21 protein-coding genes and 1 pseudogene are annotated in these 21151 nt (G+C 65.2%); 13 read left to right on the forward strand and 9 right to left on the reverse strand.

The annotated features are described in order from the left end of the window. Nucleotide 1 precedes the first annotated feature (1 nt). The 8 genes and pseudogenes from ACXAED_RS17475 to ACXAED_RS17510 all read left to right on the forward strand — a co-directional run bounded on the left by ACXAED_RS17475 (nt 2) and on the right by ACXAED_RS17510 (nt 7466). Nucleotides 2-322, forward strand: a complete 321-nt coding sequence (locus tag ACXAED_RS17475) for a gene transfer agent family protein (RefSeq protein WP_475051812.1) — start codon at nt 2-4, stop codon at nt 320-322. After that, nucleotides 319-534: a rcc01693 family protein gene (locus ACXAED_RS17480; protein ID WP_475051814.1), complete on the forward strand. Its 216-nt coding sequence runs from the start codon at nt 319-321 to the stop codon at nt 532-534. Before ACXAED_RS17475 ends, ACXAED_RS17480 begins: the two co-directional genes overlap by 4 nt. Then, a complete protein-coding gene (locus tag ACXAED_RS17485) occupies nt 527-1186 on the forward strand; it encodes a phage tail tape measure protein (protein ID WP_475051815.1) in 660 nt (219 codons plus the stop codon). The genes ACXAED_RS17480 and ACXAED_RS17485 overlap by 8 nt, the downstream gene beginning before the upstream one ends. Before the next feature lie 17 nt (nt 1187-1203). After that, the gene (locus tag ACXAED_RS17490) at nt 1204-1836 is read left to right on the forward strand and encodes a phage distal tail protein, Rcc01695 family (protein ID WP_475051818.1); all 633 of its coding nucleotides are present in this window, start codon (nt 1204-1206) and stop codon (nt 1834-1836) included. Then, the gene (locus tag ACXAED_RS17495; protein ID WP_475051819.1) at nt 1833-2720 is read left to right on the forward strand and encodes a DUF2163 domain-containing protein; all 888 of its coding nucleotides are present in this window, start codon (nt 1833-1835) and stop codon (nt 2718-2720) included. Before ACXAED_RS17490 ends, ACXAED_RS17495 begins: the two co-directional genes overlap by 4 nt. Then, nucleotides 2717-3247 (forward strand): NlpC/P60 family protein, encoded by a 531-nt coding sequence (locus ACXAED_RS17500; protein ID WP_475051821.1) that lies wholly within the window; start codon nt 2717-2719, stop codon nt 3245-3247. Before ACXAED_RS17495 ends, ACXAED_RS17500 begins: the two co-directional genes overlap by 4 nt. After that, a pseudogene (locus tag ACXAED_RS17505) lies at nt 3247-7161 on the forward strand (baseplate multidomain protein megatron). The gene ACXAED_RS17500 and the pseudogene ACXAED_RS17505 overlap by 1 nt, the downstream one beginning before the upstream one ends. Beyond that, nucleotides 7158-7466 carry a DUF7742 family protein gene (locus ACXAED_RS17510; protein ID WP_475051823.1) on the forward strand — a complete coding sequence of 103 codons (309 nt, stop codon included), beginning with the start codon at nt 7158-7160 and terminating at the stop codon, nt 7464-7466. Before ACXAED_RS17505 ends, ACXAED_RS17510 begins: the two are co-directional and overlap by 4 nt. A 367-nt stretch (nt 7467-7833) precedes the next feature. Here ACXAED_RS17510 and ACXAED_RS17515 read toward each other — a convergent pair whose 3' ends face one another. After that, entirely contained in the window at nt 7834-8172 is a 339-nt protein-coding gene (locus tag ACXAED_RS17515) for a TraR/DksA family transcriptional regulator (RefSeq protein WP_475051825.1), read from the reverse strand. A gap of 83 nt (nt 8173-8255) precedes the next feature. On the opposite strand from ACXAED_RS17515, the gene cysE reads away from it, so the two are divergent. Both cysE and ACXAED_RS17525 read left to right on the forward strand, forming a co-directional pair. After that, nucleotides 8256-9077, forward strand: a complete 822-nt coding sequence (gene cysE / locus ACXAED_RS17520; RefSeq protein ID WP_475051826.1) for a serine O-acetyltransferase — start codon at nt 8256-8258, stop codon at nt 9075-9077. A 298-nt stretch (nt 9078-9375) separates the two neighbouring features. Continuing rightward, nucleotides 9376-10440 (forward strand): PLP-dependent cysteine synthase family protein, encoded by a 1065-nt coding sequence (locus tag ACXAED_RS17525; protein WP_475051828.1) that lies wholly within the window; start codon nt 9376-9378, stop codon nt 10438-10440. 168 nt (nt 10441-10608) lie between these two features. On the opposite strand, the gene ACXAED_RS17530 is transcribed toward ACXAED_RS17525, so the two are convergent. From ACXAED_RS17530 to ACXAED_RS17560, 7 genes are all read right to left on the reverse strand, one after another. Beyond that, on the reverse strand, nt 10609-11934 hold the full coding sequence (locus tag ACXAED_RS17530) for a pyruvate dehydrogenase complex dihydrolipoamide acetyltransferase (RefSeq protein WP_475051830.1): 1326 nt from the start codon (nt 11932-11934) through the stop codon (nt 10609-10611). Between the two features lies 1 nt (nt 11935). Beyond that, nucleotides 11936-12196, reverse strand: a complete 261-nt coding sequence (locus tag ACXAED_RS17535) for a hypothetical protein (RefSeq protein WP_475051831.1) — start codon at nt 12194-12196, stop codon at nt 11936-11938. Nucleotides 12197-12204: 8 nt separating this feature from the next. Continuing rightward, nucleotides 12205-13578, reverse strand: coding sequence for a pyruvate dehydrogenase complex E1 component subunit beta (locus ACXAED_RS17540; protein WP_475051833.1), 1374 nt, complete (start codon nt 13576-13578; stop codon nt 12205-12207). A 16-nt stretch (nt 13579-13594) separates the two neighbouring features. Then, on the reverse strand, nt 13595-14608 hold the full coding sequence (pdhA, locus tag ACXAED_RS17545; RefSeq protein WP_475051836.1) for a pyruvate dehydrogenase (acetyl-transferring) E1 component subunit alpha: 1014 nt from the start codon (nt 14606-14608) through the stop codon (nt 13595-13597). 299 nt (nt 14609-14907) lie between these two features. Continuing rightward, nucleotides 14908-15207, reverse strand: coding sequence for an FtsB family cell division protein (locus ACXAED_RS17550; RefSeq protein ID WP_475051837.1), 300 nt, complete (start codon nt 15205-15207; stop codon nt 14908-14910). A gap of 163 nt (nt 15208-15370) precedes the next feature. Beyond that, nucleotides 15371-16012 (reverse strand): hypothetical protein, encoded by a 642-nt coding sequence (locus ACXAED_RS17555; protein ID WP_475051840.1) that lies wholly within the window; start codon nt 16010-16012, stop codon nt 15371-15373. Nucleotides 16013-16180: 168 nt separating this feature from the next. Next, the gene (locus ACXAED_RS17560) at nt 16181-17374 is read right to left on the reverse strand and encodes a phosphoglycerate kinase (protein WP_475051841.1); all 1194 of its coding nucleotides are present in this window, start codon (nt 17372-17374) and stop codon (nt 16181-16183) included. A gap of 139 nt (nt 17375-17513) precedes the next feature. Here ACXAED_RS17560 and ACXAED_RS17565 point away from each other — a divergent pair, with 139 nt between their 5' ends. The 3 genes from ACXAED_RS17565 (at nt 17514) to ACXAED_RS17575 (ending at nt 19688) form a co-directional block, all read left to right on the forward strand. Then, nucleotides 17514-18020 carry a peptidylprolyl isomerase gene (locus ACXAED_RS17565; protein WP_475051843.1) on the forward strand — a complete coding sequence of 169 codons (507 nt, stop codon included), beginning with the start codon at nt 17514-17516 and terminating at the stop codon, nt 18018-18020. Beyond that, complete coding sequence (locus tag ACXAED_RS17570; protein ID WP_475051845.1) at nt 18013-18561, forward strand: peptidylprolyl isomerase; 549 nt, start codon at nt 18013-18015, stop codon at nt 18559-18561. Before ACXAED_RS17565 ends, ACXAED_RS17570 begins: the two co-directional genes overlap by 8 nt. Nucleotides 18562-18725: 164 nt before the next feature. Further along, nucleotides 18726-19688 (forward strand): DUF3179 domain-containing protein, encoded by a 963-nt coding sequence (locus tag ACXAED_RS17575; RefSeq protein ID WP_475051847.1) that lies wholly within the window; start codon nt 18726-18728, stop codon nt 19686-19688. Between the two features lie 51 nt (nt 19689-19739). On the opposite strand, the gene ACXAED_RS17580 is transcribed toward ACXAED_RS17575, so the two are convergent. After that, entirely contained in the window at nt 19740-21110 is a 1371-nt protein-coding gene (locus tag ACXAED_RS17580) for a calcium-binding protein (protein ID WP_475051849.1), read from the reverse strand. Nucleotides 21111-21151: the final 41 nt, after the last annotated feature.

Consider the following 21151-nt stretch of genomic DNA (forward strand, 5'->3'; position numbering starts at 1 on the left):
AATGGTGAACCCGCACGCAGGCGAGGCGGAATTGCTCGTGAATGGAAGCCCTTACGCGCTGAAGCTGACGCTCGGCGCGCTGGCGGGACTGGAGGCCGCACTGGAAGAAGGAACGCTGGTCGAGCTGGTGCAGCGGTTCGAACAGGGCCGGTTTTCCGCCCGCGACGTGCTGGCGCTGCTGGCGGCCGGGCTGCAGGGCGGCGGTCATGATCTGAGCCGCGAGGACCTGGCGTCTGCCACCATCACCGGCGGCCCGATGCAGGCCGCCAAGGTAGCAGCGGAACTCCTGGTGCGCAGCTTTGCTGCCCCGGACAGTCCATGACCGGGCTCGACTGGCCCGCCCTGATGCGCGCCGGGATGGCGGGGCTGAAACTGCTGCCGCGTGATTTCTGGCAACTGACGCCGGCAGAGCTGCGGCTGATGCTGGGCGAGGCCGCCGCACCGCAGCCGATGCAGCGCGACCGGTTGGCGGCGCTCATGCGGGACTTCCCGGACTTCGCGCCGCCGAAGAACAAGGAGACGACAGATGACTGACTTATCCGTGATGGCCGAACTGGAACTGCAAGGCGAGGCTTTGGGCGAAGCACTGGACGGTGCCTCTGGAATGGCTGCTGCCTTTGCAGACGTGCTGGGGCGGGTCAAAGAGGGGTTTTCCGAAACCGGCCGCGATGCGCAGATCCTTGATCGCAGTCTTTCCAAAGGCTTACGCCGCGCTTTTGAGGGGCTGACCTTTGACGGGGACAGCCTGTCGGAAGCGATGGACACGCTGGCGCGCAGCATGGTCCGCACCACTTACAATGCGGCGATGAAGCCGGTGACCAATCACATCAGCGGGATGATGACCGACGGGCTCACCTCGCTGATCGGCGGCATGCTGCCCTTTGCCGATGGCGCGGCCTTCAGCCAGGGCAAGGTGATGCCGTTCGCCAAGGGCGGGATCGTGACCAGCCCGACAACATTCCCGATGCGCGGCGCCACCGGGCTTATGGGCGAGGCCGGGCCGGAGGCGATCCTGCCGCTGACCCGCGGCGCGGATGGCGCGCTTGGGGTGCGCAGCCAGGGCGGCGGCGCGGTCAATGTGGTGATGAATGTCTCCACCCCGGACGTCAAAGGCTTTGAACGCAGCCGCAGCCAGATTGCGGCGCAGCTGTCCCGCGCGCTGTCCCGCGGCGGGCGCAACCGTTAAGGACGGAGGATAACATAATGAATTTTCACGAAGTCCGCTTTCCTGCTTCGCTCAGCTTCGGCTCCGTCGGCGGCCCTGAGCGGCGCACCGATGTGGTGACGCTCGCCAACGGGTTCGAGGAGCGCAACACGCCCTGGGCGCACTCCCGCCGCCGCTATGACGCCGGGCTCGGCCTGCGCGCGCTGGAGGATATCGAGACGCTGATTGCTTTCTTCGAGGCCCGTCAGGGTCAGCTTTACGGCTTCCGCTGGAAGGACTGGAGCGATTACAAATCCGCCCGGCCCAGCGCTGACCCCGATTTCCGCGATCAGGTGATCGCCACCGGCGATGGCAGCACGGTGACATTCCAGCTGGCCAAGATCTACCGTTCAGGCGAATTCGCCTATCAGCGCCCGATTGCCAAACCGGTGGCGGGCACGGTGCGGGTCGGGATCGAACAGGATGAGCTGCGCGAGAGTGTCGATTATGAACTGGACACCGCCACCGGCCTGATCACCCTGGCGCACCCGCCCGAAGCGGGCCTCAGCATCAATGCGGGGTTCGAGTTCGACGTGCCGGTGCGCTTTGACACCGGAAGCATCCAGACCAGCGTCGCGTCTTTTCAGGCGGGCGAGGCGCCGGCTGTGCCGGTGGTGGAGGTGCGGGTATGAGCGGGCTGTCCGAAGCATTCCGCGCCCATTTGCAAAGCGGCATCACCACCCTGTGCCGCTGCTGGGCGCTGACGCGGGGCGACGGCGCGGTGCTGGGTTTCACCGACCATGACTGTGTGCTGCGGTTCGACGGGCTGGCGTTTCAGCCCGGCAGCGGCCTGACCGCGCGGGCGGTGCAGCAGGCCACGGGCCTCTCGGTCGACAATACCGAGGCGCTCGGGGTGCTGAGCGATGCTGCCGTGCGGGAGGAGGACATCGAGGCAGGCCGGTTCGACGGCGCCGAGGTGCGCTGCTGGCTGGTCAACTGGCAGGATGTCTCGATGCGCTGGCTGCAGTTCCGAGGCTCCATCGGCGAGATCCGCCGCGCCGCCGGGGCCTTTGAGGCGGAGCTGCGCGGGCTGACCGAGGCGCTGAACAGGCCGCTGGGGCGGATCTACCAGAAGCCTTGCACCGCAGTTCTGGGCGATGCCGCTTGCGGGTTTGACCTGTCAACCCCAGGCTATGCCGTGGAGCTGGCCGCCGCAGAGGTGGAGCGAAACGAGGAGTTCCGCTGGGATGCCTTGCCGGGGTTTGAGCCCGACTGGTTCACCGGCGGGCGGCTGACGGTCCTGAGCGGCGCGGCTGAGGGCCTGTGGGCGCCGGTGAAGGCCGATCAGAGCAAGGCTGACGGCCGCAGGATTACGCTGTGGGAGCCGGTCCGGGCCGATGTACAGCCGGGTGACATGCTGCGGCTGGAGGCGGGTTGCGACAAGCGGATGGAGACCTGCCGGCTGAAGTTCAACAACCTGCTGAACTTCCAGGGCTTCCCGGACATTCCGGGCGAAGACTGGGTGATGGCGGTGCCGCGCCAGTCTGGCGTGAACACCGGGGGCAGCCGGCGATGAGCCGGGTGGTGCAGGCCGCGCGCGGCTGGATCGGCACGCCCTATGTGCATCAGGCCTCGCGCAAGGGCGCAGGCTGCGATTGCCTTGGCCTGATCCGGGGCCTGTGGCGGGAGCTGTATGGTGCTGAGCCGGAGCTGCCGCCCGCCTATACGATGGACTGGTCGGAGCCGCAGGGGGCTGAGGCACTGTGGCAAGCGGCGGCGCGGCATCTGGCGGCAAAGCCGCTGAGCGATGACGCACCCGGTGACGTGATCCTGTTCCGGATGCGCGAGGGATCGGTGGCCAAGCATCTGGGGGTGCAGACATCTGTATTAGAACTGAGGGCTGCGCCTGCCTGGGCGGGCGCGAATGCGCCTGCCGGGGGGCAGGCAGGCGCAGCCCGGCGTTCCGCCGGGCGGGACGTACGTGTTTCAAACCCCGCCTTCATCCACGCCTATGCGGGCCACGGGGTGGTGGAAAGCCCGCTGAGCCCGCCCTGGCAGCGCCGCATCGTGGCGCGGTTTCACTTCCCGAAGGAGCTGATCTGATGGCAACTATTCTTCTCTCGGCCGCGGGCGCGGCGGTTGGCGGCGCAATCGGCGGCACTGTCGCGGGCCTCTCATCCGCGGTGATCGGCCGGGCGGTGGGCGCCACGCTGGGCGGCATGATCGACGACCGCCTGCTGGGCTCAGGCTCGGCCCCGGTGGAGACCGGCAAGGTGGACCGCTTCCGCCTGACCCAGTCCAGCGAGGGCAGCCCCGTGGGGCAGGTCTATGGCCGGATGCGGCTGGGCGGGCAGGTGATCTGGTCGTCGCGGTTCCTGGAAACCTCCGCCACCTCCGGCGGTGGCGGCAAGGGCCGTCCCAGCCAGCCGCAGGTCACCAGCTACAGCTATTCCGTGTCGCTGGCGATTGCGCTGTGCGAGGGGGAGATTGCCCATGTCTCCCGCGTCTGGGCCGATGGCGAGGAAGTGGCGCCCAAGGATCTGAACATGACCGTTTACCGCGGCACACAGGACCAGCTGCCTGACCCGGTGATGGAGGCGATCGAGGGCGCAGGCCAGGTGCCTGCCTACCGCGGCACGGCTTACGTGGTGATCGAGAACCTGGAGCTGTCCCGGTTCGGCAACCGGGTGCCGCAGTTCTCCTTTGATGTGCTGCGGCCGGAACAGCCGGACAGCAGCACATATGCGCAGGATCTGGGCCAGCTGTTGCAGGGCGTCGCGCTGATGCCCGGCACTGGCGAGTATGCGCTGGCTGCCGAGACGGTGCAGTATTCCGGCGGGCCGGGCGATGCCAAACCAGCCAATGAGCATACGCCCTCTGGGCTGAGCGATCTCAAGACCTCGCTGAACGCGCTGGAGGCGGAGCTGCCGTCCTGCGGCGCGGCCTCGCTGATCGTCTCCTGGTTCGGGGGTGACCTGCGTTGCCGAGAGTGCAGTCTGAAACCCAAGGTGGAACACAAAGACGCCGAGGGCAGTATGCCCTGGAGCGTCAGCGGGCTGACCCGGGCATCAGCGGAGCAGGTACTGACCCAGGAGGCAACCCCGCTTTACGGCGGCACGCCGGCCGATGCCTCGGTGATCCAGTCGATCCGGGAGATGCAGAGCCGGGGTTTGAGGGTGATGTTTTACCCCTTCATTCTGATGGACCAGGCCGAGGGCAACGAACTGCCCGACCCCTGGACCGGCGGCGCCAGCCAGCCGCATCTGCCGTGGCGTGGCAGGATAACGCTTTCGGCCGCGCCGGGGCAGCCCGGCTCCCCCGATGGCACGGCTGCCGCAGACGCGGAGGTGGCGTCGTTCTTTGGCACCGTCACCGCGGCGGATTTCACCGTTGGCGACGGTACTGTCTCCTACAGCGGGCAGGATGAATGGAGCCTCAGCCGGTTTATCCTGCACAACGCCGCGCTCTGTGCGGCGGCGGGCGGGGTGGAGGCGTTCTGCATCAGCTCGGAGATGCGGGCGCTGACACAGATCCGCGGCGCCGCTGGGTTTCCGGCGGTGCAGGCGTTGCGCGCGCTGGCGGCTGAGGTGCGCCTGTTGCTGGGGGCAGAGGCCAGGATCGGCTATGCCGCTGACTGGTCCGAGTACTGGGGCTATCAATCGCCGGAGGGTGACCGGTATTTTCACCTCGACCCGTTGTGGGCGGATGCGAATATCGACTTTATCGGCATCGACAACTACATGCCGCTCAGCGACTGGCGGGAGGGGGAGGATCACCTGGACGCGCAATCCGGCGTGCCCGCGATCTATGACCTCGCTTACCTGCGCAGCAACGTGGAGGGCGGCGAGGGGTTTGACTGGTATTACCACTCGCCCGAGGCCGAGGCGGCGCAGATCCGTACCCCGATCACCGACGGTGCCCATGATGAACCTTGGATCTGGCGTTACAAGGATATTCGCTCTTGGTGGCTCAATGAGCATCACGAGCGGATCGGCGGGGTGCGTCAGGCGGCGCCGACCGGCTGGGTGCCGCAGAGCAAACCCATCTGGTTCACCGAACTGGGCTGCGCTGCCATCGACAAGGGCACCAACCAGCCGAACAAGTTTCTGGACCCTAAAAGCTCGGAATTGAAACTGCCGAAATATTCCAATGGCCTTCGCGACGATCTGATCCAGATCCACTACTTGCGTGCGATCCTCGGCTATTGGGGGGAGGAGGGGAACAACCCGGTCTCGGACGAATACGGTGGGCCGATGCTGGATATGTCCAACGCCTATGTCTGGGCCTGGGACGCGCGGCCGTTTCCGGCCTTCCCCAGCCGCCTGGAGATCTAGAACGACGGCGAGAACTACCTGCGCGGCCATTGGCTGAACGGGCGGGCCGGGCAGCGCACGCTGGCCTCGGTGGTGGCAGAGGTGTGCCGGCGCGCGGGGCTGGAGGATTTCGATGTCTCGCAGCTGTATGGCGTGGTGCATGGCTATGTGAACCCGGATGTGAGCGATGCGCGTGCGGTTCTGCAGCCCTTGATGCTGCGGCATGGGTTTGATGCGGTGGAACGCGACGGGATGCTGCAGTTCCGGATGCGCAAAGGCACCGGGGCGGAGGCGCTGGCACTGGAGCATCTGGCCGAGAGCGAGGAATTGGAGGGCACCATTGAGCTCACCCGCTCCAGCGAGGCGGAGCTGGCAGGCCGGGTGCGGCTGCGGTTCACCGAATGGGGCGGCGACCATGCTGCCGGATCGGTGGAGGCGGTGCTGCCCGATGAGGCCACCCATTCCGTCAGCCAGAATGAGCTCCCGCTGGCGCTCACCGCTGCCGAGGCGCGCCAGATTGTCAGCCGCTGGCTGGCGGAGGCTCGGATGTCGCGCGATATGCTGCGGTTCCAGCTGCCGCCCTCGATGCTGCATCTGGGGGCAGGCGATGTGGTGTCGCTGCCGCTGGCGGGAGGCGATCAGCTCTATCGCATCGACCGCGTGGAACAGGCTGAGGCGCAGATGGTGGAGGCGGTGCGGATCGAGCCCGGAACCTATGACCTGGCCGCGGTGGCGGAGGAGCTGCCGGGGGTCAACGCCTTTGCTGCCCCCGGACCGGTGCTGCCGTTGTTCATGGACCTGCCGTTGATGCGCGGTGATGAGGTGCCGCATGCGCCGTATCTGGCGCTGACGGCGCAGGCCTGGCCCGGCAGCGTGGCGGTTTATGGCTCAGAGGCGGATGAGAATTACGCGCTGGAGCAGGTGATCGCCGCGCGCCAGGTGGTGGGCGTCACCGAAACGCCGCTGTTTGCTGCAGGCGCGGGACGCTGGGATCTGGGCGCGGATCTGCAGGTGAAGCTGATCTCCGGTTCCTTGGAAAGCCGCACCGTTGAGGCAGTACTGAACGGCGCCAATGCGGCGGCTATCGGCGATGGCACATCCGGCAACTGGGAGTTGTTCCAGTTCCGCGAGGCGGAGCTGATCGCGCCGCAGACCTATCTGCTGCGCGGCCGTTTGCGCGGCCAACAGGGGACGGATGCGCTGATGCCGGAGGTCTGGCCCGCGGGCTCTTACGTGGTGCTGCTGGACGGCACCCCGCTACAGATGGAGCTGGCGCCGGAACAGCGCCGCCGGGTGCGGCACTACCGGATCGGGCCTGCCCGCCGCGCGCTGGATGACCCCTCCTATGTGCACCGGCAGGAGAGCTTCGACGGCAATGGCCTGAGCCCCTATGCGCCAGTGCATCTGCGGCTGAGCGGCGCGCTGGGCGATGACCTGGCGGCGGCCTGGATCCGCCGGACCCGGATCGAGGGCGACAGCTGGGACCTGGACGAGGTGCCGCTGGGCGAGGAGGCCGAGGCCTACCGCATCAGGGTGATGCGCGGCGGCACGGTGCTGCGGGAGGAGACGTCCGGCACGCCTGCGTGGAGTTATCCGGCGGCGGCCCAGGCTGCGGATGGCGTCGAGGCCGGAGACCTGCTGGAAGTGGCGCAAAGGTCGGCCCGGTTCGGCGCGGGGCCTGCGGCGCGGATTGTGCTGGTATGAGGCGGCCGGTGCTGCCCGGCGACGTCTCTGCCGCGGCGCGGGCGCTGCTGGCGGTGCCGGACCGCGGACGGCTGCGCCTGTGCCGCAGGATCTTTGGCGGCGCGGCGGAGGCTGCGGCCTATGCGGGTTTGTTCGGCCGGCTGCATCCGCGCTGGGGCGATGGCTCGTTGAGTGCTGCTGCCCGGCGGTATTCGCTGGCGGATGAACCGTTCCTGGATGATCCGGAATACCTGCGCTGCACCTGGCTGGTGCTGGAAGAGCTGGAAGCCGTGCTTGACGCCGCCGGGAAGGCTCCCGCCCGCTGATCCTGGCAGGAAACCTGCCCGGCCAGCCGTTGGGCCGGGCGCCGCCTGGCGGCGGCGCGGTTGCGCGCCCTGGCAGCCTGGCGGGGTCAAGGAGGGCCGCAGGTCCCCGCGCCCCGGCGCGGCTTGTCCTTGAGGCTGTCAGGCTGGCTCACATGCTTGGGCGGGCGTCTTGAGGAAGCAGAATGCGCCCTCAAGCGCTTTTCAGCAAAGTAAATCTTCTTGGAGGCTCCAGGTTCCAGGGCCGCTGATTGTTCCCAGAGATTTGGGACTGTTTCCCCGCGCCGCGCGCCGCAGGCGCGCGGCGCGGGTCGTTCCGGGGTAGCCCGGAACGAAATGCCTCTTTGCCGGGCTACCCCGATTTGCAGGGCTACCCCGACGCGCAGGAGATGCACTTGAGCGCTGCCGGGTTCAGTTCAAGGCGCCTCAGGGCGATGTCCTCGCCGCAGTCCTCGCAATACCCGTATTCGCCCTCTTCCATCCGGGCAAGAGCCGTTTGCAGGCGCTGGGTTTCCAGCTGGCGGCGGGCAGCTTGCGCCTTGGCCATGGCCTGCATCTGCAAGGCGTCCATGCGCGACAGGCGGCCGACCATTTGCTGGTCCAGTTCCACCACTCCCTGGGAGGCCTCGCCCAGGGCATCTTCAGCCGCCAGCTCCTCCAGCCGGGCGGCAATCCGGTGCTTCAACTTCTGTTGATCCGATTCATTCATTCCCGGAATATACCCCATCAAGGGTTTGCGTTTGCGGAAAACCCCCTTAGATGGGTAGTCTGAGCGGAGAAAGGGAGAGATCCATGGCCAAAACCCAGCAAGCCCTCACCCCGGTGGACCCCGTATGGGACCGGATCACCCGCGAAGCGGAGGAGGCTGTCGCCACCCAGCCGCTGATGGGCGGCCTGATTCACGCCTGCATCCTGCATCACAAGACGCTGGAGAAGGCGCTGTCCTACCGGATCGCTGCCAAGCTCTGCTCCAACGAGATGTCGATGATGGTCCTGCGCGAGATCGTCGACGAGGCCTATGACAGCTGCCCCGAACTGATTGAGGCGGCGCGGGCCGATCTGATGGCGATCAACGAGCGCGACCCGGCCAGCCACCGGCTGCTGCAGCCGATCCTCTATTTCAAGGGGTTCCAGGCGGTGCAGGCCTACCGGGTCAGCCACTACCTGTGGAAGCAGGGGCAGAAGGATCTGGCCTATTTCTTCCAGATGCGCACGTCTGAGATCTTCGGGATCGACATCCACCCCGGCGCCCGCATCGGCAAGGGGATCATGATCGACCACGCGCATTCCATCGTGATCGGTGAAACCGCGGTGGTGGGCGACAATGTCTCGATGCTGCATTCGGTGACCCTGGGCGGCACCGGCAAGGAGGAGCAGGACCGGCATCCCAAGATCGGCGATGGCGTGCTGATCGGGGCGGGCGCCAAGGTTCTGGGCAACATCAAGGTCGGCCACTGCAGCCGGATTGCTGCCGGGTCGGTGGTGCTGTCGGAGGTTCCGCCCTGCACGACGGTGGCGGGCGTGCCTGCGAAAATCGTCGGCGAGGCGGGCTGCGACCAGCCGTCGGTCAATATGGACCAGGTGGTGCCGGCGGGATCTTCCGCAGCGGAGTGAGCCGGGCGGCGCAGGGGCCGGACCTTGAGTATTTGGAGAAAGATGAAGGGGCGGTTACCGCCCCTTTCTTTTTGTCCGGAATTCCCGGGAAAGCCGTTTCTTATGAAAGCGTTGAGGGCGGTTTGTGATCCATCTGGAGAGGGAACCTGAGCCTTTGGTTCTGCTTTGGCGCTTTTTTGGCGAAGGCTGGTCTTAATCCGGGCGGCTGCGGGCCTCGCTGCTTGCGGCGGCGCAGCAGCGGGCGCATATTTCCCCTGGAACGCGATAGTTAACTGCACTTGGGAGACGGGGACAGAAGATGATTTACACAACCGAAGGCCGCGGGCGGCTTTATGGCTCGATCCTGGAGACCGTGGGCAACACGCCTGCGATCCGGCTGAACCGCATCGCGCCGGATCATGTCACCATGTATGTGAAGTTCGAGGCCTTCAATCCGGCAGGCTCGGTCAAGGACCGGCTGGCGCTGAACATCATCGAGGCCGCCGAACGCGAGGGGCGCTTGAAACCCGGGCAGACCGTGGTGGAGGCGACCAGCGGCAATACAGGGATTGGCCTGGCGATGGTTTGCGCCGCCAAGGGCTATCCGCTGGTGATCACCATGCATGACGGGTTCTCGGTCGAGCGGCGCAAGCTGATGCGGATGCTGGGCGCCAAGGTGGTGCTGACCCGCAAGGAGGACAAGGCGGTCGGCATGGTGGTGAAGGCCAAGGAGCTGGCAGAGGCAAACGGCTGGTTCCTGGCGCATCAGTTTGAGACCAAGGATAACGCCGATATCCACGAGAGCACGACCGCACGGGAAATCCTGGGTGATTTCAATGGCGAGCGTCTGGATCATGTGGTGCTGGGCTATGGCACCGGCGGCACGGTGAGCGGCCTGGGCCGGGTGCTGAAGGGCGCGCGGCCGGATCTGAAGATCACCCTCAGCGAGCCGTCCAATGCGGCGCTGGTGCAATCCGGTGAAGCGCAGGAGCGCAATGATGAGGGCGAGCCTGCGGCGACGCATCCGGCCTTCAACCCGCACCCTATTCAGGGCTGGACCCCGGATTTCATTCCGCTGGTGCTGCAGGAGGCGCTGGACGAGGGGTATTTCGATGCGCTGGAGCCGGTGAGCGGAGACGAGAGCATTGCCTGGTCCAAGCGGCTGGCGGCGGAAGAAGGCATCCTGACGGGCGTTTCTGGCGGTGGCAGCCTGGCGGCGGCCATCAAGGTGGCGGAAACCGCGCCGGAGGGCTCGGTGCTGCTGGCGATGCTGCCGGATACCGGCGAACGCTATCTGTCGACGCCGCTGTTTGACGGTATTGCGGCGGAGATGGATGAGGGTGAGGCGGCGCTGTCGGCCTCGACCCCCGGGTATCAGTACTGACCGGCGCGCCGCCGCTGGCGTTTCGCAGGCGGCGGCTGTGGTGAAGGTGAGTATTTTTGGAAAGATGAAGGGGGCGGCTGCGCTCCCTTTTTCTGTCGCCGCCCGCGGGCAGGCAAAGAAAAAGCCCCGGTGTTTGCCGGGGCTTTTGATGTTCGCGGTGGCGGCCTTTTAGGCCAGCATCACCATCGGGTTTTCCAGGTTTTCCTTGATCGCATTGAGCAGCTCTGCCCCCAGCGCGCCGTCGATCACCCGGTGGTCGACCGAGAGGGTGACGGACATCACGGTGGCCACCGCCAGCTCGCCGTCCTTGCCGACCACCGGCTTTTTCACGCCGGCGCCGACGGCCAGGATCGCGCCGTGCGGCGGGTTGATCACCGCGTCGAAGTTGTCGATGCCGAACATCCCGAGGTTGGAGATCGCGAAGCTGCCGCCCTGGTATTCATGCGGTGCCAGCTTGCGGTCGCGGGCGCGGGCGGCGAGGTCCTTCATCTCCGCCGACAGGGCCGACAGGGATTTGGTGTCGCTGTCCTGCAGGACCGGAGTGAACAACCCGCCTTCGATGGCGACGGCAACGGCCACGTCGGAGGCTTTCATCTTCAAGACCCGGTCACCGGCCCAGACCGCGTTGGCGTCCGGCACCGACTGCAGTGCCAGGGCGCAGGCCTTGATGATGAAGTCGTTGACCGAGAGCTTGACGCCGCGGGTTTCAAGCTGCTTGTTCAGCTCGCCGCGGAACTTGAGCAGCGCGTCCAGCTGGATGTCGCGGCGCAGGTAGAAATGCGGCACCTGCTGCTTGGCCTCGGTGAGGCGGGCGGCGATGGTCTTGCGCATGCCGTCCAGCTTGACCTCTTCAAAATCGCGGCCCTCGTACATGCGGGCGACCTGATCGGCAGAGGGGCCGGCCGCGGGCGCGGCGGCAGCAGCCGGTGCGCTGGCGGCGGCGGCTTTCGGAGCCTCGTCCTTGGCGGCCTGCGGCTTGGCGTCGATCACGTCGGCCTTGACGATGCGGCCCTTGGGGCCGGAGCCTTTGATTTGGCTCAGGTCCAGGCCCTTGTCGGCGGCGATGCGGCGCGCCAGCGGCGAGGCGAAGATGCGGCTGCCGTCGGCTCCTTGCGGGGCGGCGGGGGCGGCTTTGGCCTCTTCTTTCGGGGCTTCGGCCTTGGCTTCGGCAGGGGCCTCTTCCTTGGCTTCCTTGGCCGGAGCTGCGTCCGCGCTGGAGCTGCTGGAGGTGTCGATGTCGTCGGCGCTTTCGCCGTCTTCCAGCAGCACCGCGATCGGGGTGTTGACCTTCACGCCCTCGGAGCCTTCGGCGATCAGGATCTTGCCGACGGTGCCTTCGTCCACGGCTTCAAATTCCATGGTGGCCTTGTCGGTTTCGATCTCGGCGATCAGGTCGCCGGAGGAGACGGTGTCGCCCTCCTTGACCAGCCATTTGGCAAGGGTGCCTTCCTCCATGGTGGGAGAAAGCGCGGGCATCAGGATTTCGGTGGGCATGTCAGCGCTCCTCAATCAGAACAATTTGGTCATAGGGCGCCTTGGGGCGCCTGGTGCCGCGGGCCAGTTGGGTGATCGCGGCTTCGATCTTGTCTTTGTATTCGGCCATCCAGACGTAGGCCTCCTGATGGGAGGGCCGCGAACCGATCAGCCGTGTGTCTGCTGCCAGCCGTTCGGGAACCAGTGCGGTGACTGTGCGCCCGTCGACGGTCAGCGTGACGCGGTAGCATTCGGTTTCGGGATCGCGGCCCCTGATCTCCATCGGTGCCTCTAGCGGTAGGACACTTGTTTCACGGCCTCGACCACCTCATCCGTGGTGATCAGCGCGTGGCGTTCCAGGTTGGCGGCATAGGGCATGGGCACGTCCTTGCCGGTGCAGGTGATGACGGGCGCATCGAGATAGTCGAACGCCTCACGCTGCACTTCCGACGCGATGTAGCTGCCGACGGAGCCCTGCGGCCAGCCTTCCTCGACGGTGACCAGGCGGTTGGTCTTCTTGACCAACTCAATCACCGTGGGCAGGTCCATGGGCCGGAGCGTCCGCAGGTCGATGACCTCGGCCGAGATTCCGTCCTGGGCCAGCTTGTCGGCGGCTTCGAGCGCGTACTGCATGCCGATGCCGAAGGAGACGATGGTGGCGTCCGAGCCTTCGCGCCAGATCCGGGCCTTGCCGAAGGGGATGGTGAAATCATCCAGTTTCGGCACATCGAAGGCGCGGCCGTAGAGGATTTCGTTCTCCAGGAAGATCACCGGGTTGGGATCGCGGATGGCGGTTTTCATCAGGCCTTTGGCGTCGGCGGCGGAGTAGGGCATCACCACCTTCAGCCCCGGGATCTGCATGTACCAGGCGGCATAGTCCTGGCTGTGCTGGGCGCCAACGCGGGCGGCGGCGCCGTTGGGGCCGCGGAACACCATCGGCGCGCCCATCTGGCCGCCGGACATGTAGAGCGTCTTGGCCGCCGAGTTGATGATCTGGTCAATCGCCTGCATGGCGAAGTTGAAGGTCATGAACTCGACAATCGGGCGAAGGCCGCCAAAGGCCGCGCCGGTGGCGATGCCGGCAAAGCCGTGTTCGGTGATCGGGGTGTCGATCACCCGCTTGGAGCCGAATTCATCCAGCAGGCCCTGGGACACCTTGTAGGCGCCCTGGTACTCGGCGACTTCCTCGCCCATCAGGAACACGTCCTCGTCGCGGCGCATTTCCTCGGCCATGGCGTCGCGCAGGGCTTCGCGCACGGTGGTCTGCACCATTTCGGTGCCTTCCGGGTAGTCGGGCTCCAGAAACTTGGCCGGCATGGCGGGTTCTTTCTGCGGCGCGGCGGCGGCGGGTTCGTCGCTGGGCGCTTCCTCGGCCGGGGCCTCTTCCTTGGCGCTGGAGGCCTGGTAGTCATCGGCGCTTTCGCCGTCTTCGACCAGCACCGCGATGGGGGTGTTCACCTTGACGCCTTCGGTGCCTTCACCGATCAGGATCTTGCCGACGGTGCCTTCGTCGACGGCTTCGAATTCCATCGTTGCCTTGTCGGTTTCGATTTCGGCCAGAATATCGCCGGAGTTCACGGTATCGCCTTCCTTGACCAGCCATTTGGCCAGGGTGCCTTCCTCCATGGTCGGCGACAGGGCGGGCATCAGAATTTCAGTTGCCATGTCTATGTCTTCCCTCTCAGGCGTTTTCCTGCGGCACTTCATCCGCATAGATGTCGGTCCAGAGCTCTTCCAGGGCGGGCTCGGGGCTTTCCTTGGCGAAGTCGGCGGACTTGGAAACGATTTCCTTGATTTCCTTGTCGATCGCCTTGAGATCCTCTTCGGTGGCGTGCTTGCCGGTCAGCAGCATGTCGCGGACCTGCTCGATCGGGTCGCGCTCCTCGCGCATCTTCTGGACCTCTTCGCGGGTGCGGTACTTGGCCGGGTCCGACATCGAGTGGCCGCGGTAGCGGTAGGTCTTGACCTCGAGGATGTAGGGGCCGTCGCCGCTGCGGCAGTGGGCCACGGCGCGCTCGCCCGCTTCCTTGACGGAGAGGACGTTCATGCCGTCCACCGCTTCGCCCGGAATGCCGAACGCCTTGCCGCGTTCCCAGATCTCCGCGCTGGAGGTGGAGCGCTGCTGCGAGGTGCCCATGGCGTACTGGTTGTTTTCGATCACGAAGACCACCGGCAGCTTCCACAGGGCGGCCATGTTGAAGGTCTCATAGACCTGGCCCTGGTTGGCGGCGCCGTCACCGAAATAGGTGAAGGTGACGCGGCCGTTGCCCTTGTACTTGTCGGCGAATGCGAGGCCCGCGCCGAGCGGCACCTGGGCGCCGACGATGCCGTGGCCGCCGTAGAAATGCTTCTCTTTCGAGAACATGTGCATCGAGCCGCCCTTGCCCTTGGAGTAGCCGCCTTCGCGGCCCGTGAGCTCGGCCATGACGCCATCGGGGTCCATGCCGCAGGCCAGCATATGGCCGTGGTCGCGGTAGGAGGTGATGCGCTTGTCGCCTTCCTCGGCGGCGGCCTCCAGGCCCACGACAACGGCTTCCTGGCCGATGTACAGGTGGCAGAAGCCCCCGATCAGCCCCATGCCGTAGAGCTGGCCCGATTTCTCTTCGAATCGGCGGATCAGCAGCATCTCGCGGTAGTAGTGGGTAAGTTCTTCGGCAGAAACGTTTGGTTTCTTTGTGGTTTTTCTAGCGGCCATGGTGGTCGGCTCCCCCTGCAGGCTAGATAGTTTAGCATTAAACAAATTCATAACCGGTTTTGACGCGGCTGAATAGTGTTATTCTGCCGCGGGGTTTCCGCCGCGTAAAAAACCGCCGAGGGCGCGCAAAAATGCCACGCTGCCCGGAGGTGCACACGGCGGGCGGCTGCATCATGTCTGTTTGCGTGAAGAAGGGAAAGCCTGTTTCCGGTTTGGCTGGCGGCAGGCTGTTCCCTTGGAGGAAAACCGCAGCGGGTTTCAGCGCGCGGCCAAATGCGGAGGCGGGAGGAGAACCGCGGTTAGCGGATCACGATCTCGTCGGCACGGACCAGGCCCAAGACCGAGCGGGCCTGTTCATCCAGCAGGTCGAGGTCGAGGTAGTCGTCGGAGAGGCGGCGGGTCAGGTTTTCCATGTCGCCGATCTGGGACTGGAGGCGGCCGAGATCCAGCCGCAGGTCTTCTGCCTCAGCCTGGATCTCGACCCTCCGGAACAGCCCGAAGTCGCCTTGCACCGCCGCGAAGGTGAAGTACGCGCTGAGCGCGAACGCGATGGCAAAGAAGGCGATGGCGCCAAAAGACGGCCGGGTGCTTCGGGTCACGTTGGGAGTGCCTGTATGTTACTGCTCTAGTTGTATTAGCGCCGTTTGCCGGCGTCTGACGTCAGAATGCCACAAGCGAATCTGCTTGTGAATCCCAAATCGGCCCGCCGCGGGGAAATTTCGAAAAAATGCGTGATAGAGCGGGCCTGGGAAACTGCGGTTACTAGCAAACCCGCAGATGTTTCTGCACGACTTCCCGGAAGTGTTCTGGAAAGCTGCGTTCGGCCGGGTTGAGGTCGAGAGCGGCCTCGGTGATGCGTTCAAGGCCCATGCATTCGTACTTCTCTTCGAGCTGATAGATTTCCCATGCGTCAATTGCCTCGTCTATTGATTGGAACTTTGCCGCCAGAATTCGACGCTCGTCGGTGTTGAGGCTGAGGCAGGACCAGAGTCGGTATTTTGCCCGCCACGACGCGAAGGCGCCGGAGAGTTGCCCGGTTTTGCCGGTGCCGTCTACGGACAACGATTCATACAGGGTGAAAAATGAAAGGATGAACTCTCTCAGCGCTAGAGTGGAGGCAGCGTGCTTGTTCCACGCCTCAAAGCTTTCGGTGTCCGGTGCGTCGTTTTCAACCGGGAGCAAATTGCTGGCGGAGCCCAACTTGTTTTCACCTGACGGGAGCCGCCATTGGGCTTTGTCGGCATCCGGGAGGGCATGCCATTGCGGCGCGCAATAGCGGTTGGCGATCGCTGTCATGCGGGCGGGTTCTTCCAGTGCTACTGATCTTCCAAGAGGCGTGACATGAGCAAGCGCGGCTGCGCAAAAGAGCAAAAGAATGGCCAACAAAAATCTAAAACGTTTCATAAACTAATTCTCCGGTGCTGGCGCCTGACTGACAGTGGAATGGGGCGAAAATGCGGGTGCGGTTAATGCACGGGCAGAAAATTTCCGAAAATGATCCGCTCAAATGAAAACCGCCGCAGGTACTCTGCGGCGGTCCGGAGCTGGTTTCTATGATACGGCTTTGCCGTTTCAGGCGCTTTCCAGCGCCGCGACGCCGGGCAGGGTTTTGCCTTCCATCCACTCCAGGAAAGCGCCGCCGGCGGTGGAGATGTAGCTGAAGTCGCCGGCCGCGCCGGAAGCATTCAGGGCCGCGACAGTGTCGCCGCCGCCGGCCACCGAGATCAGCTGGCCGGAACGGGTCATCGCTGCGGCTTTGAGAGCTGCGGCGTTGGTGGCGGCGTCAAACGGCTCCAGCTCAAAGGCGCCGAGGGGGCCGTTCCAGATCAGCGTCTTGCTGTTTGCAAAGACCTCGATGATGCGGGCGACGCTGTCCGGGCCTGCGTCCAGGATCATCCCGTCCTCGGGGCACTGGTCGGCGGCCAGGATCTGGTGCTCGGCGTGGGCCTCGAACTTTTTGGCGACCACGATGTCGGAGGGCAGGATGATCTCGCAGCCTGCGGCCTCGGCCTTGGCCAGGATCTCGGCTGCGGTATCCTTCATGATGCGCTCGGCCAGCGAGACGCCCACTGGCAGGCCCTTGGCGACCAGGAAAGTGTTGGCCATGCCGCCGCCGATCACCAGGTGATCGACCTTCTCGATCAGGTTGCCCAGCAGCTCCAGCTTGGTGGAGACCTTGGCGCCGCCGACAACCGCGGTCACCGGGCGCTGGGGCTGGCCCAGGGCGCTTTCCAGCGCTTCCAGTTCTGCCTGCATCAGACGGCCGGCGCAGGCGGGCAGCAGGCGGGCCAGCGCCTCGGTCGAGGAGTGCGCGCGGTGGGCGGCGGAGAAGGCATCGTTGCAGTAGACCTCGCCCAGGCGCGCCATGCCGGCGGCCAGGTCCGGGTCGTTCTTGGTTTCGGCCGCGTGGAAGCGGGTGTTTTCCAGCAGGAGCACTTCGCCCGGCTGCAGCGCGTCTGCGGCGGCTTCCGCACCTGCGCCAACGCAGTCGGCGGCAAACAGCACGCGTGTTTCAAAGGCGCGCTCCAGCGTCGGCACCAGCTGGTTCAGCGACAGGTTCTCGCGGCGCTCGCCGCCGGGGCGGCCGAAGTGGGCCAGCAGGATCGGCTTGCCGCCGGCCGCCAGAATATCGCGCACGGTGGGGGCGATGCGGCGGATGCGGGTGGAGTCGGTCACCACGCCGTCGACGATCGGCACGTTGATATCCACGCGCACCAGCACGCGCTTGCCGTTCAGATCCATATCGTCGAGTGTTTTCCAGCCCATCTGCGAGACCCCTTATGGTGAAAGTGCAGTCAAATCCGCGGGCTGTTTCGGGGGTTTTTGCGTATCAGTCAATGCTCCCTTGGCATTTGCGAGCGCTACCCTTAACTATCGTTGCAAATTTCGACGACAGGAGGGCCAGATGGCCGAGATTAAAGATCCCGAAAACACCGTCATCATCGAGCTGAAAGACGGCAATGTTGTTATCGAACTGCTGCCCGACGTGGCGCCGAAGCATTCCGAGCGGATGAAGGAACTGGCCCGTGCCGGCGAATATGACAACGTCTGCTTCCACCGCGTGATCGACGGCTTCATGGCGCAGACCGGCGACGTGGCCAACGGCGACATGGAAGACGGCTTCAACATCCGCATGGCGGGCACTGGCGGCTCCTCCCTGCCGAACCTGCCGGCCGAATTTTCCAAGCTGCCGCATGACCGCGGCACCCTGGGCGCGGCGCGTTCCGCTAACCCGGACTTAGCAAACTCGCAGTTCTTCATCAACTTCAAGGACAACCACTTCCTGAACGGCCAGTACACCGTCTATGGCCGCGTCATCGAAGGCATGGAGCACGTGGACGCTATCACCCGTGGCGAGCCGCCTGCGAACCCGGACCGGATGATCTCTGTCAAGGTGGCTGCGGATGCGTAAGGCGCTTTCGCTGGTGGCCCTGCTGGCGGCAGGGCCTGCCTTTGCCACCGGTCTGGAAATCCAGGTCGAAGGCGAAGCCAACGGCACCATCCAGATCGACCTGTTCGAGGATGTGGCGCCCAAGCACGTGGAGCAGATCACCGCGCTGGCCGCCGAAGGCGCCTATGACGGCGTGGTGTTCCACCGCGTGATCGAGGGCTTCATGGCGCAGACCGGCGACGTGGAGTTCGGCAAGGCCGGCGGCGACATGCGCCGGGCCGGGCAAGGCGGTTCCGCCCGCCCCGACCTGGCGGCCGAGTTCTCGGACATCACCTATGACCGCGGCGTTGTGGGCATGGCCCGCTCCCAGAACCCGGACAGTGCCAACTCGCAGTTCTTCATCATGTTCGCGCCGGGCCCGTTCCTGGACGGCCAGTACACGGTTGTCGGCAAGGTGACCGAAGGCATGGATGTGGTCGACGCGATCAAGCGCGGCGATGGCCCCAATGGCGCGGTGATCGGCCAGCCCGACACCATGTCCAAGGTGAGCGTGACCGAATAAGGCCGCGAGCCTGCACAGCTTTGGCGAGGCCCGTTTCCCGCGAGGGAAGCGGGCCTTTGCTTTGGCGCGGGGGCACCGTTTGTTGAACTGCCGTCACAAGCGCGTGTCTGCCCCTGTCCCGGTCGCATCAGCCCCCTTATGACTGGTGGTAAGGGAGATGTGCGATGCTGAAACGCTTGTTGCTGAGCGCAGCGTTGGTGTTTCCGTGGATGGCCCTGGCCGGGCCTGCTGAGTGGAAACGGGAGTGGCCGAGAACCGACTTCAGCCAATCGCTGGTGAAGGACTGGGAGCAGATCCGCTCTGGCGGGGTGCCCAGGGACGGTATCCCGGCGCTGGATGTGCCGCAGTTCGTGGAGGCCGCCAAGGACCGCCGGATCAAGCCGCGCGAACCGGTGATCACGCTGGAACTGGCAGGCGCCCGGCCGCGGGCCTATCCGCTGCGCTACCTGACCTGGCATGAGATCGTGAACGACGTGGTGGCGGGGGTGCCGGTGGCGGTGACTTATTGCCCGCTGTGCAACTCCGCGATGACCTTTGACCGGCGCACGCCTGCCGGGGTGCTGAGTTTCGGGGTCACCGGCAAGCTGCGGTATTCCGACCTGGTGATGTATGACCGCGAGACCCAAAGCTGGTGGCAGCAGGCGGTCGGCACCGCCATCGTCGGCAGGATGAGCGGCCAGCGGCTGGCCAGCCTGCCAAGCTGGGTGGAAAGCTGGCAGGAATTCACCGCCCGCAACCCGGACGGGCTGGTGATGGCGCAGCCGGGCTGGAACCGGCGCTATGGTCAGAACCCTTATGTGAATTACGACAGGTCGGACTGGCCGTTCCTGTATGACGGCACGCCGCCGCCGCACGGGCTGGCACCGATGGAGCGGGTGGTGCGCGTCGGCAGCCGCGCGTGGCCGCTGACGCGGCTGGCGCGCGAAGGCGAGATCCGCGAGTTCGGTGTGGTGCTGAGCTGGCGGGCCGGGCAGGCCTCGGCGCTGGATGCGGGCACAATTGCCAAAGGGCGTGACATCGGCTCCGTCCGGGTGCGGGACAGGCAGGGGCGCGACGTGGCGCATGACGTGATGTTTGCCTTTGCCTTCCATGCCTTCTGGCCGGACGGCACGTGGATGCTGAAATAGCGAAAGGCGCGCCGGGCAGGGCGCGCCTTTGCAATTTTGGAAAAAGTCACCTTAGAACAGGAAGTTGTCAGCATCCTGCAGCTGCGCCACGCTGATGTCCTCCACCAGGATGGTGACATCGGCAAAGGAGACGAGCACATCGTCGCCTTGCTGCGCAAACTCCAGCTGGCTCAGGCGGGATGCACCGCGGCCGATCCCGATGAGGTCCTCGCCTGCGGTGAAATCGGTGATCGTGTCGTTACCGTGTCCTTTGTGGAATACGAAGGTGTCGGCGTGACTGCCGCCGGTAAGATGATCGTCGCCCTTTTTGCCCAGCAGAACGTCGCGACCGGTGCCGCCGGACAGGGTGTCATTGCCGCCGCCGCCGGAGAGGCGGTCGCCGCCTTTGCCGCCCTCGACCAGATCCTTGCCGCTGCCGCCCTTGATCACATCTTTGCCGCCGCCGCCGTGCAGCCGGTCGCTGCCCCGGCCGCCATCCAGCAGGTCGGCTCCGCTTTGGCCGCCGAGAACGTCGTTGCCGGCGTCGCCGTTCAGCGTGTCGTCGCCGGTCTCTCCGTGCAGGGTGTCCCGCGCCTCGCCGCCAGCCATGCTGTCGTTGCCGCTGCCGCCGAGCAGGCGGTCGGCGTCGAAGCCGCCGTTCAGCGTGTCGTTGCCAAAGCCGCCGCGCAGAGTGTCATTGCCGCTGTGGCCGGTGATCTTGTCGTTGCCGTCTTCCCCCAGAAGCAGGTCGTGGCCGGAGAGGCCGTTGAGGCTGTCGTTGCCGCCACCGCCGAGCAGGACATCGTGGGATGTCGCCGTCCTGGTGTCGCCGCTGAGAGAGTTGGAATATGAGGTCCCGGCCTTCAGGCTGACAGTGCGGTCCGTGAACTGAACAAACTGGATGGAGCTCAGAGTGTCGCGGCCGTCCGGTCCGTCTAGGATTGTGCGGTTGAAGCTGGAGGAGAAGCTGGCTCCGGAGAATGCGCCATCGACGATAAGCCGGTCGGTTCCGCTGCCGCCATAGATGTAGTCCCAGCCGCTTCCCGCATTGATGGTGTCATTGCCATCACCCAGCTCCCAACTGCTGCCGAGGGTCGACTCGATGGTGAAGAGGTCGTTGCCTTTGGTGGCATCCTCCTCGAAGGCGGAGGGGTTATAGGTATTGGAGTATTTGGTGAAGGACACGTCCAGACCGCTGGCCGTGAAGACGGTTGATCCGTCGATCTGGAATGTGATGCTGGTGATCGTTCCATAAACGGATGAGCCAAATGAACTGAAACTGCCCGTGAACCTGCCGAAGAAACTGGCGCCGCTGTATGTGGTGCCGTTGATTTCCAGGAGGTTGCTGTTGACGGTTCCCGCGGTCGGGTTAAGGACCCGGAAGGTTTGAAGATCGCCCACATCCCAGCTGTTGCTGGAATCATTCACGGTAAACGTAGCCATTGGGAACAGCTCCTTGGTTCTGGCAAAACTTTAGTTGAAAC

It is taken from the genome of Leisingera sp. ABM4_103 (assembly GCF_056158685.1).